At 62.5% G+C, this 19,311-nt stretch carries 9 protein-coding genes; 8 read left to right on the plus strand and 1 reads right to left on the minus strand.

Annotation, left to right across the window (positions count from 1 at the left end):
• The first annotated feature begins 446 nt into the window (after positions 1–446).
• From rpoB to IVA93_RS15195, 4 genes are all read left to right on the plus strand, one after another.
• On the plus strand, positions 447–4,562 hold the full coding sequence (gene rpoB / locus IVA93_RS15180; RefSeq protein WP_018456447.1) for a DNA-directed RNA polymerase subunit beta: 4,116 nt from the start codon (positions 447–449) through the stop codon (positions 4,560–4,562).
• Between the two features lie 125 nt (positions 4,563–4,687).
• On the plus strand, positions 4,688–8,884 hold the full coding sequence (rpoC, locus tag IVA93_RS15185; RefSeq protein WP_026233179.1) for a DNA-directed RNA polymerase subunit beta': 4,197 nt from the start codon (positions 4,688–4,690) through the stop codon (positions 8,882–8,884).
• A gap of 191 nt (positions 8,885–9,075) precedes the next feature.
• Positions 9,076–11,136 (plus strand): FAD-dependent oxidoreductase, encoded by a 2,061-nt coding sequence (locus IVA93_RS15190; protein WP_018456449.1) that lies wholly within the window; start codon positions 9,076–9,078, stop codon positions 11,134–11,136.
• Between the two features lie 132 nt (positions 11,137–11,268).
• A complete protein-coding gene (locus tag IVA93_RS15195; RefSeq protein ID WP_018456450.1) occupies positions 11,269–13,290 on the plus strand; it encodes an ABC transporter ATP-binding protein in 2,022 nt (673 codons plus the stop codon).
• On the opposite strand, the gene IVA93_RS15200 is transcribed toward IVA93_RS15195, so the two are convergent.
• A complete protein-coding gene (locus tag IVA93_RS15200) occupies positions 13,218–14,456 on the minus strand; it encodes an FAD-dependent oxidoreductase (protein WP_247370498.1) in 1,239 nt (412 codons plus the stop codon). The genes IVA93_RS15195 and IVA93_RS15200 overlap by 73 nt on opposite strands.
• Positions 14,457–15,095: 639 nt before the next feature.
• On the opposite strand from IVA93_RS15200, the gene rpsL reads away from it, so the two are divergent.
• The 4 genes from rpsL to tuf are packed head-to-tail and all read left to right on the plus strand — an operon-like array spanning position 15,096 to position 19,287.
• Complete coding sequence (gene rpsL, locus IVA93_RS15205; protein ID WP_007603006.1) at positions 15,096–15,467, plus strand: 30S ribosomal protein S12; 372 nt, start codon at positions 15,096–15,098, stop codon at positions 15,465–15,467.
• Between the two features lie 15 nt (positions 15,468–15,482).
• A complete protein-coding gene (gene rpsG, locus IVA93_RS15210) occupies positions 15,483–15,953 on the plus strand; it encodes a 30S ribosomal protein S7 (RefSeq protein WP_007603009.1) in 471 nt (156 codons plus the stop codon).
• Between the two features lie 30 nt (positions 15,954–15,983).
• Entirely contained in the window at positions 15,984–18,056 is a 2,073-nt protein-coding gene (gene fusA / locus IVA93_RS15215) for an elongation factor G (RefSeq protein WP_026233180.1), read from the plus strand.
• Positions 18,057–18,096: 40 nt separating this feature from the next.
• The gene (tuf, locus tag IVA93_RS15220) at positions 18,097–19,287 is read left to right on the plus strand and encodes an elongation factor Tu (RefSeq protein ID WP_018456453.1); all 1,191 of its coding nucleotides are present in this window, start codon (positions 18,097–18,099) and stop codon (positions 19,285–19,287) included.
• Positions 19,288–19,311 lie beyond the last annotated feature (24 nt).

The following is a 19,311-nucleotide window of genomic DNA, read 5'->3' on the forward strand; positions in this document are numbered from 1 at the left end:
TCGCAACCGGGATCTCGGTCCGCTCTCCGAAACGGCGGGCCAGATGCAAAAGGCGTGCGACGGAACGACCCGACGCAGGCCGAACACGAAAAAGTGTGGGGATTTGAGGGTTTGTCCCTCGAATCTGCACTAATGTCGCCCCATATCGGGTCGGCAGCACGAAAGCGCGGTGGGCAGGGATGCCGCATTCCCTGTAAGCCGTTGGGAGAGCAAGCTATTTCGGGCTTTTGCAGTCCGTGAAGAGGTTGGTTGTGACGGGCGGGCGCGCTCCTGCGCCCCGCGCGTCGTTTTGCGTTTTGAAGGTCTGAAGAACAGATTCAGGACATTCCTGCCTGAAACTGAGTCTCCGGCCCCCAAGACGGGTTCGAAAAATTCAACCCGGGGAGCGGCGGTCGCCGCGTTCCGGAGGGCGCGCCCAAATCGGGCGACGAAAATGAGAGGCCACGATGGCGCAGCAGACATTCACCGGTCGCAAACGCGTTCGCAAGTTCTTCGGACACATCAAGGAAGTCGCCGAGATGCCGAACCTCATCGAGGTTCAGAAGGCGTCCTATGACCAGTTCCTGATGGTCGACGAGCCCCAGGGCGGTCGATCGGACGAGGGCTTGCAGGCGGTGTTCCGCTCGGTGTTCCCGATCTCCGACTTCTCGGGCACCTCGATGCTGGAATTCGTCCGCTACGAGTTCGAGCCGCCGAAATACGACGTCGACGAGTGCCGCCAGCGCGGCATGACCTTCGCGGCCCCCCTCAAGGTGACGCTACGCCTCATCGTGTTCGATATCGACGAGGAAACCGGCGCGAAGTCGGTCAAGGACATCAAGGAGCAGGACGTCTACATGGGCGACATCCCGCTCATGACGATGAACGGCACCTTCATCGTCAACGGCACCGAGCGCGTCATCGTCTCGCAGATGCACCGTTCGCCGGGCGTGTTCTTCGACCACGACAAGGGCAAGACCCATTCGTCGGGCAAGCTGCTGTTCGCCGCTCGCGTGATCCCATATCGCGGCTCCTGGCTCGACATCGAGTTCGACGCCAAGGACATCGTCTATGCGCGTATCGACCGTCGCCGCAAGCTTCCGGTGACGTCGCTGATGTTCGCGCTTGGTCTCGACGGCGAGGCGATCCTCAGCACCTTCTACAAGAAGATCCAGTACAAGCGGATCAAGGAAGGCTGGCGCGTTCCGTTCGACGCCAATCGTTTCCGCGGCTACTCGACCATCAACGACCTGATCGACGCCGATACCGGCAAGGTCGTGCTCGAAGCCGGCAAGAAGCTCACCGTGCGCGGTGCGCGTCAGATGCAGGAGAAGGGGCTGAAGGCGCTGCGCCTCTCGGATGCTGAGCTCGTCGGCAACTACATCGCCGAGGACCTCGTCAATCCCAAGACCGGCGAGATCCACGCGGAAGCCGGTGAAGAGATCACCGACAAGTCGATCAAGGTTCTCAACGAGCACGGCTACAAGGAGCTGCCGCTGCTCGACATCGACCACGTCAATGTCGGCGCCTACATCCGCAACACCCTCGCGGCCGACAAGAACATGACGCGCGAGGACGCGCTGTTCGACATCTACCGCGTGATGCGTCCCGGCGAGCCGCCGACGCTGGATTCGGCGCAGGCAATGTTCCAGTCACTGTTCTTCGACGCCGAGCGCTACGACCTCTCGGCGGTCGGTCGCGTCAAGATGAACATGCGCCTCGACCTCGATGCGCCCGACACCCAACGCACGCTCCGCAAGGAAGACATCCTCTCCGTCATCAAGACGCTGGTGGATTTGCGCGACGGCAAGGGCGAGATCGACGACATCGACCATCTCGGCAACCGCCGCGTGCGTTCGGTCGGCGAGCTCATGGAGAACCAGTACCGCATCGGCTTGCTTCGCATGGAGCGCGCGATCAAGGAGCGCATGTCTTCGGTCGACATCGACACGGTCATGCCGCAGGACCTGATCAACGCCAAGCCGGCGGCCGCCGCCGTGCGCGAGTTCTTCGGCTCCTCGCAGCTCTCGCAGTTCATGGACCAGACCAACCCGCTGTCGGAGATCACCCACAAGCGCCGCCTGTCGGCACTTGGACCGGGCGGTCTGACCCGCGAGCGCGCCGGCTTCGAGGTCCGCGACGTGCATCCGACGCATTACGGCCGCATCTGCCCGATCGAGACGCCGGAAGGTCCGAACATCGGCCTGATCAACTCGCTCGCGACCTTCGCGCGCGTGAACAAGTACGGCTTCGTCGAGACGCCTTACCGCAAGGTCAAGGACGGCCGCGTCACCGACGAGGTCGTGTACCTCTCGGCGATGGAAGAGGGCCGCTACACGGTCGCGCAGGCCAACGTGCCGCTCGATCCGAAGGGCCGCTTCACCGAAGATCTCGTGGTCTGCCGTCACGCCGGCGAAGTCTTGCCGGTGACCCCGGACAAGGTCGACTACATGGACGTGTCGCCGAAGCAGCTCGTTTCGGTCGCGGCCGCGCTGATCCCGTTCCTCGAGAACGACGACGCCAACCGCGCGCTGATGGGCTCGAACATGCAGCGCCAGGCGGTGCCGCTGGTTCGCGCCGAAGCGCCGTTCGTCGGCACCGGCATGGAAGGCGTGGTTGCGCGTGACTCGGGTGCTGCGATCGCGGCGCGCCGTTCGGGCGTGATCGACCAGATCGACGCCACCCGCGTCGTGATCCGCGCCACGGAAGATCTCGATCCGACCAAGTCGGGCGTCGATATCTACCGGCTGATGAAGTACCAGCGCTCCAACCAGTCGACCTGCATCAACCAGCGTCCGCTGGTGAAGGTCGGCGACATTGTCAAGAAGGGCGACATCATCGCCGACGGTCCGTCGACCGATCTCGGCGAGCTCGCGCTCGGCCGGAACGTGCTCGTCGCGTTCATGCCGTGGAACGGCTACAACTTCGAAGACTCGATCCTGCTGTCCGAGCGGATCGTGAAGGAAGACGTGTTTACCTCAATTCATATCGAAGAATTCGAGGTAATGGCCCGCGACACCAAGCTCGGACCCGAGGAAATCACCCGCGACATTCCGAACGTCTCGGAAGAAGCGCTGAAGAACCTCGACGAAGCCGGCATCGTGTACATCGGCGCGGAAGTACGCGCCGGTGACATCCTGGTCGGCAAGATCACGCCGAAGGGCGAAAGCCCGATGACGCCGGAAGAAAAGCTCCTGCGCGCCATCTTCGGCGAGAAGGCTTCCGACGTCCGCGACACCTCGCTGCGCGTTCCTCCGGGCGTGCAGGGCACCATCGTCGAAGTGCGCGTGTTCAACCGGCACGGCGTCGACAAGGACGAGCGTGCGCTGGCGATCGAGCGGGAAGAGATCGAGCGTCTGGCCAAGGACCGCGACGACGAGCAGGCGATCCTGGACCGCAACGTCTACAACCGTCTTGCCGAGCTGCTCGAAGGACGGCAGGGCATCGCCGGTCCGAAGGGCTTCAAGAAGGACACCAAGATCACCCGTGCGGTGCTCGAGGAGTACCCGAAGTCGCAGTGGTGGCTGTTCGCTTCGCCGAACGACAAGCTGATGGCCGAGATCGAGGCCATGCGGAAGCAGTACGACGAGTCGAAGAAGGGGCTGGAACAGCGCTTCCTCGACAAGGTCGAAAAGCTTCAGCGCGGTGACGAATTGCCGCCCGGCGTGATGAAGATGGTCAAGGTCTTCGTCGCGGTGAAGCGCAAGATCCAGCCCGGCGACAAGATGGCCGGCCGCCACGGCAACAAGGGCGTGGTGTCGAAGATCGTGCCGATCGAGGACATGCCGTTCCTCGAAGACGGTACGCATGCCGACATCGTGCTCAATCCGCTCGGCGTGCCATCGCGCATGAACGTCGGACAGATCCTCGAGACCCATCTCGGCTGGGCCTGTGCCGGCCTCGGCAAGCGTATCGGCCAGACGGTCGATGCCTATTTGTCGAAGCAGGACATCCGGCCGCTGAAGGAAACCTTGAAGAAGGTCTACGGCGAGGACGAGACGATCAAGTCGCTCAACGACAACGAGTTGATCGAGCTCGGCCACAATCTGAGCCGCGGCGTTCCGATCGCGACGCCGGTGTTCGACGGCGCCAAGGAAGCCGACATCGAGGAGATGCTGAAGCTTGCCGGTCTGGACGCTTCGGGCCAGTCGACCGTCTATGACGGCCGCACCGGCGACGCCTTCGACCGCAAGGTGACGGTGGGCTACATCTACATGCTCAAGCTGCACCATCTCGTCGACGACAAGATCCACGCGCGTTCGATCGGTCCGTACTCGCTCGTTACCCAGCAGCCGCTGGGCGGCAAGGCGCAGTTCGGCGGTCAGCGCTTCGGCGAAATGGAAGTGTGGGCGCTCGAGGCTTACGGCGCGGCGTACACGCTCCAGGAAATGCTGACCGTGAAGTCGGACGACGTCGCCGGCCGTACCAAGGTGTACGAGGCGATCGTGCGTGGCGACGACACCTTCGAGGCCGGTATTCCGGAATCGTTCAACGTGCTGGTCAAGGAAATGCGCTCGCTCGGCCTCAACGTCGATCTGCACAATTCCAAGGTCGGACCGGGGACGGCGGAAGCGGCCGAGTAATACGACCCTCATGCCCGGCCTGAATGGCCGGGCATCCCGCCCAGTCCTCGAATCGAGGGCAGGGCGCCCCGCATAGTGATTTTCGAATTTGCTGCCGGAGGCGACCGGCACGCGAGGAGAAGACGATGAACCAAGAAATTATGAATCTCTTTAATCCGACGACGCCGGCTCAGGTCTTCGACCAGATCCGGATCTCGATCGCGAGCCCCGAGAAGATTCTGTCCTGGTCGTACGGCGAGATCAAGAAGCCGGAAACCATCAACTACCGTACCTTCAAGCCCGAGCGCGATGGCCTGTTCTGCGCCCGCATCTTCGGGCCGATCAAGGACTACGAGTGCTTGTGCGGCAAGTACAAGCGCATGAAGTACAAGGGCATCATCTGCGAGAAGTGCTCGGTCGAGGTCACGCTGTCGCGCGTCCGGCGCGAGCGCATGGGCCATATCGAGCTCGCAGCCCCCGTCGCCCACATCTGGTTCCTGAAGTCGCTGCCTTCGCGCATCGGCCTCCTGCTCGACATGACGCTGAAGGATCTCGAGCGGATCCTCTACTTCGAATATTACGTTGTGCTCGAGCCGGGCCTCACCGCGCTGAAGGACCGTCAGCTCTTGTCGGAAGACGAGTATCTGAAGGCGCAGGACGAATACGGCCAGGATTCCTTCACCGCCATGATCGGCGCGGAAGCGATCCGCGAGCTGCTCAAGGGCATGGATCTCGAGAAGCTCGAGCTGACCTTGCGCGCGGAGATGCAGGAGACCGACTCCGACATCAAGCACAAGAAGCTCGCCAAGCGCCTGAAGATCGTGGAAGCGTTCCGCCACTCGGGCAACAAGCCGGAATGGATGATCATGACCGTGGTCCCGGTGATTCCGCCGGACCTGCGTCCGCTGGTGCCGCTGGACGGCGGCCGCTTCGCGACCTCGGACCTCAACGACCTCTACCGCCGCGTCATCAACCGCAACAACCGCCTGAAGCGGCTGATGGAGCTGCGCGCGCCGGACATCATCATCCGCAACGAGAAGCGCATGCTTCAGGAGGCCGTCGACGCGCTGTTCGACAACGGCCGCCGCGGCCGCGTCATCACCGGTGCCAACAAGCGTCCGCTGAAGTCGCTCGCCGACATGCTCAAGGGCAAGCAGGGCCGGTTCCGTCAGAACCTGCTCGGCAAGCGCGTCGACTATTCGGGCCGTTCGGTGATCGTGGTCGGTCCCGAGCTGCGCCTGCATCAGTGCGGTCTGCCGAAGAAGATGGCGCTCGAACTGTTCAAGCCGTTCATCTACTCGCGGCTTGACGCCAAGGGCCTGTCAACCACCGTGAAGCAGGCCAAGAAGCTGGTCGAGAAGGAGCGGCCCGAGGTCTGGGACATCCTGGACGAGGTCATCCGCGAGCATCCCGTGCTGCTCAACCGCGCACCGACGCTGCATCGCCTCGGCATCCAGGCGTTCGAGCCCGTGCTGATCGAGGGCAAGGCGATCCAGCTCCACCCGCTGGTCTGCGCCGCGTTCAACGCCGACTTCGACGGCGACCAGATGGCCGTGCACGTTCCGCTGTCGCTGGAAGCGCAGCTGGAAGCGCGCGTCCTGATGATGTCGACCAACAACATCCTGCATCCGGCGAACGGCCAGCCGATCATCGTGCCGTCGCAGGACATCGTGCTCGGTCTCTACTACGTCTCCATCATGCGCGAAGGCCTGCCCGGCGAGGGCAAGATCTTCGGCGAGATGGCGGAGCTCGAGCACGCGTTGCACGCGAAGGTCATCCACCTCCACACCAAGATCAAGTACCGGTGGGAAGGCATCGACGAGACCGGCAAGATCTCCAGGCGCTGGATCGAGACCACCGCCGGCCGCGTCATGCTGGGCAATTTGCTGCCGAAGAACCCGCGCGTTCCGTACGAGATCATCAACAAGCTGATGACCAAGCGCGAGATCTCCGGCGTCATCGACCAGGTCTACCGCCACTGCGGCCAGAAGGAGACGGTGATCTTCTGCGACCGCATCATGGCGCTCGGCTTCTACAACGCGTTCAAGGCCGGCATCTCGTTCGGCAAGGACGACATGGTCGTGCCGCACTCCAAGTGGAAGATCGTCGACGCTACCCGTACGCTGGCGAAGGATTTCGAGCAGCAGTACAACGACGGTCTGATTACCCATGGCGAGAAGTACAACAAGGTCGTCGACGCCTGGTCGAAGGCCACGGAAGAAATCGCCAAGGCGATGATGAAGGAGATCTCCTCGACCAAGAAGACGGCGAGTGGGGCGGATGCCGACATCAACTCGATCTACATGATGGCTCACTCCGGTGCCCGCGGTTCGCCGGCCCAGATGCGCCAGCTCGCCGGCATGCGCGGCCTGATGGCCAAGCCGTCGGGCGAGATCATCGAGACGCCGATCATCTCGAACTTCAAGGAAGGCCTCTCGGTGCTCGAGTACTTCAACTCGACCCACGGCGCCCGCAAGGGCCTCGCGGACACCGCGTTGAAGACCGCGAACTCCGGCTATCTGACCCGTCGTCTCGTCGACGTCGCGCAGGATTGCATCATCACGCAGGACGATTGCGGCACCAAGCTCGGCATCAAGATGCGCGCCATCGTCGATGCCGGCACCGTGGTCGCTTCGCTCGGCTCGCGCATCCTCGGACGCACGGCCTGCGAAGACGTGCGTGACAGCACGGGCAAGGTGATCTTCAAGCGCGGTACGCTGATGGAAGAGAGCCATCTGGATGCCATCCATCAGGGCGGCGTCCAAGAGGTAAAGATCCGCTCGGCGCTGACCTGCGAGCTCGTCAACGGCATCTGCGGCAAGTGCTACGGCCGCGATCTCGCTCGCGGCACGCCGGTCAACCACGGCGAAGCGGTCGGGGTCATCGCGGCCCAGTCGATCGGCGAGCCGGGCACCCAGCTCACCATGCGCACCTTCCACATCGGCGGTGCGGCGCAGCTGAACGAGCAATCTTTCGTCGAATCCAACTTCGACGGCAAGATCGTGATCAGGAACAAGGCCATCGCCCGCAATAGCGAAGGCCACCTGGTCGCGATGGTTCGCAACATGGTGATCGCGATCGTCGATGCCGACGGCACCGAGCGTGCGACGCACCGTATTCAGTACGGTTCGCGCCTGCACGTCGACGAGGGCGACATGGTCAAGCGTGGCCAGCGTATCGTGGAATGGGATCCCTACACCCGTCCGCTCCTCACCGAGGTCGAAGGTACTATCGGCTTCGAGGATCTGGTCGAGGGACAGTCGATCTCGGAAACGCTCGACGAGGCCACCGGTATTGCCAAGCGCGTGGTCATCGACTGGCGCTCGATGCGCGGCGGCGGGGACCTGCGTCCCGCCATCGTGATCAAGGGCAAGGACGGCAAGGTGCTCAAGCTCGCCCGTGGCGGCGATGCCCGCTACATGCTGTCAGTCGATGCCATTCTGTCGGTCGATGTCGGAGCCAAGGTCCAGGCGGGCGACATTCTCGCCCGTGTCTCGACCGAAAGCGCCAAGACGCGCGACATCACCGGCGGTCTGCCGCGGGTGGCGGAACTGTTCGAGGCTCGGCGTCCGAAGGATGCGGCGATCATCGCCGAAATCGCGGGCACCATCCGGTTTGGGCGCGACTATAAGAACAAGCGTCGCATCTCGATCGAGCCGATGGACAAGACCGAAGAGGCGCGCGAGTACCTGATCCCGAAGGGCAAGCACATCCACCTTCAGGACGGCGACGTCGTCGAAAAGGGCGACTTCATCGTGGAAGGCAACCCGGCGCCGCACGACATTCTGGCGGTCAAGGGCATCGAGGAACTCGCGGCCTATCTGGTCAACGAGATCCAGGAGGTCTACCGGCTCCAGGGCGTGCTCATCAACGACAAGCACATCGAGGTGATCGTCCGTCAGATGCTCCAGAAGGTGGAAGTCACCGACCAGGGCGACACGGACATGATCTCGGGCGAGCAGATCGACAAGATCGAGTTCGACCAGATCAACGCGAAGGCCAAGGAAGAGGGCAAGAAGATCGCCACGGGGACGCCGGTTCTGCTCGGCATCACCAAGGCGAGCCTTCAGACCCGCTCCTTCTTCTCGGCGGCCTCGTTCCAGGAGACCACCCGCGTCCTCACGGAAGCGGCGGTCAACGGCAAGGTCGATCCGCTCGAAGGCCTCAAGGAGAACGTCATCGTCGGCCGGCTGATTCCGGCAGGCACCGGCGCCTCCATGGCGAAGATCCGCGAAGTCGCTGTGAAGCGCGACAAGATGATCCTCGACGAGCGCGAGAAGCAGGCGGCGGTCGTGCCGCCGGCGCCGGAAGTGGAGCCGATGGCGCTGCCACCTGCGGAATGATCGTTCATCCGTAGGAATACCGAGGACACTGAAAAGGCCGGCGAAAGCCGGCCTTTTTGCTGCTTTGTTTCCCTGTTGCGGTGCAGGATCAACCTTTGTTCATCTTTCCTTCAGGCGCAAAAGCGCTTCTGCTAGGAGAGCTTAGACCGGTGGTCCCGTGAAGGGGGCGGGCCGGAGACCACGGAATTCTCATGCTTGATCTCGCAATCGTAGGCGGCGGCCCCGGCGGGCTGATGAGCGCTTGGTATCTGAAGCGCAAGCTTGGCGACCTCTGCCGCGTCACCATCTACGAGGCATCCGACCGGCTCGGCGGCAAGATCGTCACGCGCAAATTCGATTCCGCGCCCGCGATGTACGAGGCCGGCGTTGCCGAGATCTACGACTACTCGATGACCGGGCCGGATCCGTTGCGCGAGTTGATCCAGCATTTCGGCCTGCAGACCATTCCGATGGATGCCGAGCAGGTGCAGTTCGGCGGTGAGCTCCTCAACGACGTCGCGGGCATGCGCCGCAAATACGGTGCCAAGACCGCAGCCGCAATCGAGGCGTTCCGTAAGCGCTGCGCCGAGGCGATGACGCCGATCGAGTACTACGAGGGTGTCGGCGCGCACGACAACGAGAATCCCTGGGCCTACAAGACCGCCGAACAGGTGCTCGACGAGGAGGTCGAGGACGAGACCGCAAAGCGATTCTTCAAGGTGATGGCGCGCTCGGACCTCGCGACCGAGAGCCACAACACCAACGGGCTCAACGCGCTCAAGAACTACCTGATGGATGTCGACGGCTATATCGGCCTCTATTCCATCCAGAACGGCAATGAGCAGCTCATCGAGTGCCTCCAGTCGGAGGTCAATGCCGACATCCAGCTCAATCACCGAATCCTCACGGTCGGCAAGGCGCCGACCGGCCGCTATCAACTCAAGATGATGAACGGCAAGGGGCCGGAGACGCGCGACTTCGACCTTGTGCTGGTCTGTCTGCCGCATTCCTGGCTTGGGACCGTCGGCTGGGAAGGCGAACAGCTCCGCAAGTCGATGGTCAAGCACGTCGCGTACTTCGACCGTCCTGCGCACTATTTGCGTGTCTCGATCCTGTTCGACACGCCGTTCTGGGGCGACAAGATCGCCGGCGCCTGGTTCATGTCGGAAGCCTTTGGCGGTTGCTGCGTCTATAACGAGGGCGCCCGCCATGATGTGGGCAAGCACGGCGTGCTGAACTGGCTGATTCCGGGCTCCGATGCGCTGGCCTTTGCGAATCTCTCCGACCGGGAGCTGATCGATGCCGCGCTGAAATCGCTTCCGGCATCGCTCGGCGATGCACGCGCGCATTTCATGGAAGGCAAGATCCACCGCTGGCTGTCCTCGGTGAACGCGATTCCGGGCGGCTTGCCCGTGCGCGACGTCATGACCAACCACCGGCCCGAGCCGAAGGAACATCCCGGAATCGTGGTGGTCGGCGACTATCTGTTCGACTCGACGCTGAACGGCCTGCTCGATTCCTCGGACGCGGCGACCGACATCATCTTGACCGAGATGATGCGCTTGCGCCGCGAGCGTTCGCAGGACGACAAGCCGCTCTCGGACAAGATCGATCGTGCCTATTTTGACAATTATCGCGGCCAGGGCCCCTACAGCGAGGTGTGGCAACACTTCACGGATCCCGACTATCTCACAAAACTGATCGGCATCGTCTGGGGCAAGGCCAAAGGCACGAAGCTCTTGATCGCGGGCTCGGCCAGCGGCGAGCTTGTCGGCGCGCTACGTGATCGCGGCATCGATGCCTTCGGTATCGAGAACAACCGCACCATTCACGCCAGAACGCCGAAGGCGCTGAGGAAGTACAACAAGCTCGGTTCGATCACCGACATGCCGTTCAAGGATGGTGCGTTCGACTTCGTGTTCGAGACCAGCCTCTGCCATGTTTCCCCGAAGCAGGTGGTCCGTGCGATCAGGGAGCTGAACCGTGTGGTCAAGACCGGGCTCGTGTTCGGCTCGATCACCTCGGACATGGCGCCGGCACTGATCGACCGCTACGACCTTCTGCGCGGCGTCAAGAAGCTCGGCACCTGGTGGGAATGGTCCGAACTGTTCTTCGGCAACGGCTTCGAGCTGTCGATGCACCGCAAGGACTGCACGGACGCGCTCTGGGAGACGACGCTCGCCGCCAACAAGGGACCGGGCCAGTGGTACGCCGACGCCGATTCCTTGCGCTATTCCTTTTTCGACAAGGTCGAGGATGAGGAAGACGACTAGCCGCCTGAAGCGGGCGCCTTCGCCAATTGTTTTGCCGAATTCATCTTGATCGCATAGAATCGATGCAGTAGCGGTTGGCGCTATTTCCTGCTTTCTCTGCGGTCATGCCGGCCGTCAGCATCGGTTGGTTTCATGGCGTCCAAGCCCCTCCCGCCCGACAAACAGAAGCTCGCCGCGGAAGAGGCGGCCGAGCTCGACGACAAGCTTGTCCCTACCGCCAAGCCGGACCTTGAAGACGACGAGGACGATGAAGACGAGGAGGATGGCGGGCTGGAGCTCGATGACGACGATGAGGACGAGGACCTCGTCGTCTTTACCGCGCGCGAGGCCGCCGGCGCGCTCGCGACCATCCTGGGTTTCGTCAAACCCTTCCTGTTCAACTACAAGCAGATGCTGTCCTTCGTGGCGTTCGGCGTCTTCGTCGAGACGCTCTTCAACGTCATCATGCCGCTCAGCCTGAAGTACCTGATCGACGACGCGCTCGGCGAGGAGGATTTTCAGGCGCTGTACAAGATCCTCGGCGTGCTCGCGGTCGCGGGCATATTCACCTCGATCGTCGCGGTCTGGTACGAGCGCTGGGATGCGCGGCTCGCGGCGTGCATCATTTCCGACGTCCGCAAACGGCTGTTCGAGCACGTCCAGGACCTGCCGGCGGCCTATTTCGGCCGCACCAAGCGCGGCGAGATCCTGTCGCGCTTCTCAGTCGACCTCGCGGCCTTCGAGGGTTCGGTCAAGACCTTCGCCAACAGCGCGGCATTGCCGTTCCTGGAGCTGATCGCGGGCATCATCCTGATGGTGTTCCTGAACTGGCAGCTCGCGGCGGTTGCGCTGCTGGTGTTCCCGATCACGCTGATCGGTCCCCGCATGCTGACGCCGAAGGCTGTCCAGGCGAATTACGAGCAGAAGCTCAATGAATCTGCGCTGCTCGGCATGGTGCAGGAGAACGTGGCGGCGCAGGCCGTGATCAAGGCGTTCAGCCTGCAACGCCGGATGTTCGGCTTCTTCAAATTCCGCAACGACGAGACGCGAAACAGGATGGCCTCGGCGGCGTTCCTGTCGACCATGGTGGAGCGGACGGTCACCATCTCGGTGCTGCTCTTGCATCTCGTCGTGCTCGCGATCGGCGCATATCTGGCGACGAAGGGGCAGATTACCATCGGCACCTTCGTCACCTTCGAGAGTGCGTTCTGGGAGGTGTCCTACAACATCGCCCATGTGATGCATTTCATCCCCGTGTCGATCTCCGCGGCAGCCGCGATCCGTCATATGCAGGAGTTGCTCGACGAGCCCACGCGCAGCGCCGATCGTGCCGGCGCGCCCGATCTGCCCCGCATCACCAACGACATCACCTTCGACCACGTGACGTTCCAGTACGAAGGCAGCCAGACGCCAGTGCTGGACAATCTCAGCCTCAAGCTCAATGTCGGCAAGCGCATTGCCATCGTCGGTCCGTCCGGCTCCGGCAAGAGCACGCTGCTGAATCTGATCCTGCGGCTCTATGTGCCGGACGAGGGGCGCGTCACCATCGACGGCGTCGACGTCCGCAAGGTGACGCTGGACTCCCTGCGCCGGAGCATGGCTGTGGTGTTCCAGGAGAATATGCTGTTCAACATGTCGATCCGGGAGAACATTCGGCTCGGCAAGGAGGGCGCGACCGATGAGGAGGTGGAGGAGGCGGCCAAGAAAGCCGAGATCCACCGTTACATCATGAGCCTGCCGCAACGATACGACACGCCGGTGGGCGAGCGCGGCGATACCTTGTCGGGCGGCCAGCGCCAGCGCATCGCGATCGCGCGCGCGGTCATCCGTAATCCTTCCGTGCTGCTGCTCGACGAAGCCACTTCGGCGCTCGACCAGACCACGGAAGCTGCGATCAACCGCACGCTGCTGAAGGTCGCCAAGGGCCGCACCATGATCTGGTCGACCCACCGCCTGACCTCGGTGGTCGAGATGGACGAGATCATCGTGATTTCAGGGGGCAGGGCGATCGAGCGCGGCTCGCATGCCGAGCTGCTCGCCAAGAACGGCACCTATCGCAAGCTGTGGAACGACCAGATCCACCAACCGCATGGCGCGCCGGCTCACGTCGACGAGGACAGCGACGAAGACGACGAGGATGAAGACGACCTCGACGAGGACGATGAGGAGGAGTGACCGAGGAAGTTCGGCTCCAGATCGAAGGCTGCTCCAAGCGGCCGCAATAGTCCCTGAACCGACCAGGCAATGAAGCGTGCCCAGCGCTGCGCCGTCCAATAAGGGCTTGTCGCAATGGAGACTGAGCGGAAATCGAAGGCCTTCGCGGCCGACCAATCGTCGCACTCCCGCTTGACCGGGTCTGCGTAGAAGGCGGCGATCTTGCTTGTATCCATCCCGTCGGAGGCCAGCCACTGCGGGATATAGACGTTGCAGAGCCGCTCGACGTCGGTGAAGACCTTGTCGCACCCGGTGCCGGCGGCCGGGCAGGAGGTCGAGAAGGCATCGCCCACCAGCACGAGACCCGGCTGGACGCTGGCATCGTTCACATAGAGATCGACCGGACGGATTTTCAGCTCACTGGGAATGTCGAATGGTCCGGTGATGTGCTTGAGCCGTGGCAGCGCAGCGTTCAACGTCTCGGCCGGCGCGCGGCGCAGCTCACGCAGCCAGGGATCGTCGAAGCTGCGATAGACGAACAGATTGGCGCGCATCCGCGTCCCGATCGGAAAAAGCGTGAGGTAGGGGATGCGGTCGCTCGGCCGTTCCGAGAAATAGGTCAGCGCAGGGAAGTCGAACGAGTCCCGTCCCGCGGGCACCACGTCGAACCCGATCGAAATCGAATGGCAGGCACTGACGACTTTTCGGGCGATTCCCAGCTGGTGGCGCAGGCCGACATTGAGTCCGTTGGCGAGCACGACCAGCCGGGCGGAGACCATCGCGTCGTTGGAGAGAGTGACCTTCTGCCGCTCCGCACTCGTCTCGACCGAGACAGCCTTGGCGCAGATGCGCTCGACGCCGGCAGGAATTTCGTCGCGGACAGCGTTGACGAGGGAATCGTAGAGGATGTTGAACTGCCGGCTCGGCGCCTTGTCGAGAAGGCGGCCGAAGCGCGCGATCCAGTTCTCACCCACAAAGGTCGCGCGGTGCAACACCGATTCGGCGATTCCCGTCTGCAGGAATCGCCCGACCTGCACGTGACCGCTGAGTTTTTCGACCCGAAAGTCCGCCGAATAGCTCTCATGCGGATCGATCAGGATGGTCGAAATGCCGCTACGGCCGAGCATCGCGGCGGCGGTCGAGCCGGACAATCCCCCGCCGATAATGGCAATGTCGGTGTGCCGCATGGCGCTAATCTCTGCCCAAGGCGGCACATTGGCGCTCCAACAGGAAAGAAAGCCTTAGCCAATGGTTATAAAAGTATATTTAGCCCGGGTATAAATAGGTTTCGAGGTGGCGGACGCGCTCTTCGTTTCCATCTCTCGAAGGCGCAGCGAGCGGCCCAAGAAGCGATTTCGGCAGGTGCGGGAAGCGCTTCTGACTGACGTTTCGCCTTGACTTGACCGACTCCCACTTATAGAACCCCCTCACTTAACGACAGGCGGTGAGCATCGCCAACGTCGGAACGGGCCACCTGTTTGATCCCCTGGGATCACCAAGACAGGCACCAACCTCGACGAATGCCGCTCAAACGCTGTCGATCATAGCTAGGCAATGCCAGTGCGATTTTAGTTCTCTTGAGCATGTTCTCTCGAGATCGAATTCGGATGCATGACCTCGGTGCGCGGGCCGCAGCTTCAAGCTGACCGGTTCAACTACCGCGGTCCTCTGTGGCGTCGAAGCGCTTTCCGCCCGTTGACGGGTGGTTGGCGCGATTTCGCTTTGTGCGGATTGTTCCGCGGAAGGCGGCCTCGTCGGGCGGGTAGCTCGAAAGAATTTGCGGACCCGGTGACGGGCCGCGGCAGAACACAAAGGGTAATGCCAGGATGCCGACGATCAACCAGCTGATCGCTCAACCGCGGGAAGTGCAGAAGTCGCGCAAGAAGGTGCCGGCGCTGCAGCAGTCGCCGCAGAAGCGCGGTGTTTGCACACGCGTTTACACCACGACCCCGAAGAAGCCGAACTCGGCGCTTCGTAAGGTTGCCAAGGTGCGCCTGACCAACGGCTTCGAGGTGATCGGCTACATCCCCGGTGAGGGCCATAACCTCCAGGAGCACTCGGTGGTCATGATCCGCGGCGGTCGCGTCAAGGACTTGCCCGGCGTGCGCTACCACATCCTCCGCGGCGTTCTGGATACCCAGGGCGTCAAGAACCGTAAGCAGCGCCGTTCGAAGTACGGCGCCAAGCGTCCGAAGTAAGCGGGAACCAGGTCCATGTCTCGTCGCCATTCTGCCGAAAAGCGCGAAGTCCTTCCCGATCCGAAGTTCGGGAATATCATCGTCACGAAGTTCATGAATTCGGTAATGTACGCCGGAAAGAAGTCGGTCGCCGAAGGCATCGTCTACGGCGCGTTCGGCCTCATCGAAAGCAAGACAAAGCAGAACCCGCTCGGCGTGTTCGAGCAGGCACTCGAGAACGTCATGCCGACGATTGAAGTGCGCTCCCGCCGCGTCGGCGGCGCGACCTATCAGGTTCCGGTCGAAGTTCGCTCGGTGCGCCGTCAGGCGCTGGGCATTCGCTGGCTGATCTCGGCTGCGCGCGATCGCAACGAGAAGACGATGACCGAGCGGCTCTCTGCGGAGCTCCTGGATGCGTCGAACAACCGGGGTAACGCCGTCAAGAAGCGCGAAGACGTGCACCGGATGGCGGAAGCCAACCGCGCCTTCTCGCACTATCGCTGGTAACGGCGACACACGGAATCTAAGGAACACTCCATGCCCCGCGTTCATGCCATAGAGAATTACCGCAACTTCGGTATCATGGCGCATATCGATGCCGGCAAGACCACGACCACCGAGCGCATCCTCTATTACACCGGCAAGAGCCACAAAATCGGCGAAGTGCACGAAGGTGCCGCGACGATGGACTGGATGGAGCAGGAGCAGGAGCGCGGCATTACGATTACGTCGGCCGCGACCACCGCGTTCTGGGAAGGCAAGCGTCTCAACATCATCGACACTCCCGGCCACGTCGACTTCACCATCGAAGTCGAGCGCAGCCTGCGCGTGCTCGACGGCGCCGTGTGCGTGCTCGACTCGAACCAGGGCGTCGAGCCCCAGACCGAGACGGTCTGGCGCCAGGGCGACAAGTACAAGGTTCCGCGCATCGTCTTCGCCAACAAGATGGATAAGACCGGCGCTGACTTCTACAAGTGCATGCAGGACATCGTCGACCGCCTCGGCGCAAAGCCGATCGCGATCCAGCTTCCGATCGGCTCCGAGAACAACTTCAAGGGCCTGGTCGACCTCGTTCGCATGAAGGGCGTGGTCTGGGAAGAAGAGAAGCTCGACGCCAAGTTCGTGGACATCGATATTCCCGAGGACATGGTCGAGAAGGCCAAGGAATATCGCGAGAAGTTGTTGGAAGCCGCCGTCGAGCTCGACGACGAAGTTCTCGCCGCTTACCTCGACGGCAAGGAGCCCGATGAGCCGACGTTGAAGCGCTTGATCCGCAAGGCCGTGCTGACTGGCGCGTTCTTCCCGGTATTGTGCGGCTCGGCGTTCAAGAACAAGGGCGTGCAGCCTCTGCTCGACGCGGTCGTGGATTATCTGCCGTCGCCGGTTGACGTGCCCGCCATCAAGGGCGTCGATGAAGACGGCAATGAGGTCGTTCGCCTGCCGGACGACAAGGAGCCGCTGGCTCTGTTGGCCTTCAAGATCATGGACGACCCGTTCGTCGGCACCATCACCTTCTGCCGCATCTATTCCGGCACGCTGCTGTCGGGCACCGGCGTGATCAATTCGACGCGCGACCGCAAGGAGCGCATCGGCCGCATGTTGCTGATGCATGCGAACAACCGCGAAGACATCAAGGAAGCCTATGCCGGCGACATCGTCGCACTGGCTGGCCTGAAGGAAGCGCGCACCGGTGACACGCTGTGCGATCCCGACAAGGCGGTGATCCTCGAAAAGATGGAATTCCCCGAGCCCGTCATCGAGATCGCGATCGAGCCCAAGTCCAAGGCCGACCAGGAAAAGCTGGGCGTGGCGCTGGCGAAGCTCGCCGCGGAGGATCCGTCCTTCCGCGTGTCGACCGATCAGGAGTCCGGCCAGACCATCCTCAAGGGCATGGGCGAGCTCCATCTCGACATCAAGGTCGACATTCTCCGCCGCACCTACAAGGTCGATGCCAACATCGGCGCGCCGCAGGTGGCGTTCCGTGAGCGCGTCACCAAGAGGTCCGAAGTCAAGTACACCCACAAGAAGCAGACCGGCGGTACCGGACAGTTCGCGGAAGTGTCGATCATCGTGGAGCCGAACGAGCCCGGCAAGGGTTACGAGTTCGAGTCCAAGGTCGTCGGCGGTGCGGTGCCGAAGGAATACATCCCCGGCGTCGAGAAGGGCATCAACAGCGTGCTGAGTTCCGGCGTGGTCGCGGGCTTCCCCGTGGTCGACGTCAAGGTTCAGCTCGTCGACGGCAAGTATCACGACGTCGATTCGTCGGCGCTCGCCTTCGAAATCGCATCGCGTGCTGCATTCCGCGAAGCCTTGCAGAAGGGCAAGTCCGTCCTGCTCGAGCCGATCATGAAGGTCGAAGTGGTGACCCCGGAAGATTACACCGGCTCCGTCATCGGCGACCTGAATTCGCGGCGCGGTCAGATCCAGGGTCAGGACATGCGCGGCAACGCCAACGTCATCAACGCGATGGTGCCGCTCATGAACATGTTCGGTTACGTGAATAACCTGCGTTCGATGAGCCAGGGTCGCGCAACCTTCACCATGCAGTTCGACCACTACGCAGAAGCGCCGGCCAACGTGTCGGCAGAAGTCCAGAAGAAGTTTGCCTGATTGTCGTCGGTCTCGAACTGACGATTGAACGGAGAGTCAAATGGCCAAAGCAAAGTTTGAACGTAACAAGCCGCACTGCAACATCGGCACCATCGGTCACGTCGACCATGGCAAGACGTCGCTGACCGCGGCGATCACCAAGGTCCTCGCCGAAGCCGGCGGCGCGACGTTCACCGCGTACGACCAGATCGACAAGGCGCCGGAAGAGAAGGCGCGCGGCATCACGATCTCGACGGCGCACGTCGAATACGAGACCAAGAACCGCCACTACGCGCACGTCGACTGCCCCGGCCACGCCGACTACGTGAAGAACATGATCACCGGCGCCGCCCAGATGGACGGTGCGATCCTGGTCGTGTCGGCCGCCGACGGTCCGATGCCGCAGACCCGCGAGCACATCCTGCTCGCCCGCCAGGTCGGCGTTCCCGCGCTCGTCGTGTTCCTCAACAAGTGCGACATGGTCGACGATCCGGAACTGCTCGAGCTCGTCGAGCTCGAGGTCCGCGAGCTGCTCTCGAAGTACGAATTCCCGGGCGACACCATCCCGATCATCAAGGGCTCGGCGCTTGCCGCCCTCGAAGATTCCGATAAGACGCTCGGCCATGACGCCATCCTCGAGCTGATGAAGCAGGTCGACGCTTACATTCCGCAGCCGGAGCGTCCGGTCGATCTGCCGTTCCTGATGCCGGTTGAAGACGTGTTCTCGATCTCGGGCCGCGGCACCGTCGTGACCGGCCGTGTCGAGCGCGGTATCGTCAAGGTCGGCGAGGAAATCGAGATCGTCGGTCTGCGCGCCACGCAGAAGACCACGGTCACCGGTGTCGAAATGTTCCGCAAGCTGCTCGATCAAGGCCAGGCCGGCGACAACATCGGTGCGCTGCTTCGCGGTACCAAGCGCGAGGACGTCGAGCGCGGCCAGGTGCTGTGCAAGCCGGGTTCGGTCAAGCCGCACACCAAGTTCAAGGCTGAGGCCTACATCCTCACCAAGGAAGAGGGCGGCCGCCACACTCCCTTCTTCACCAACTACCGTCCGCAGTTCTACTTCCGCACCACCGACGTGACCGGTGTCGTGCATCTGCCGGAAGGCACCGAGATGGTGATGCCGGGCGACAACATTGCGATGGAAGTGCACCTGATCGTGCCGATCGCGATGGAAGAGAAGCTCCGCTTCGCGATCCGCGAAGGTGGCCGCACCGTCGGCGCCGGCGTCGTCGCCTCGATCATCGAGTAATTACGAGAATAGGGATCGGCGAAT

The sequence above is a fragment of the Bradyrhizobium sp. 155 genome (assembly GCF_023101105.1).
Lineage (GTDB): Bacteria > Pseudomonadota > Alphaproteobacteria > Rhizobiales > Xanthobacteraceae > Bradyrhizobium > Bradyrhizobium canariense_D.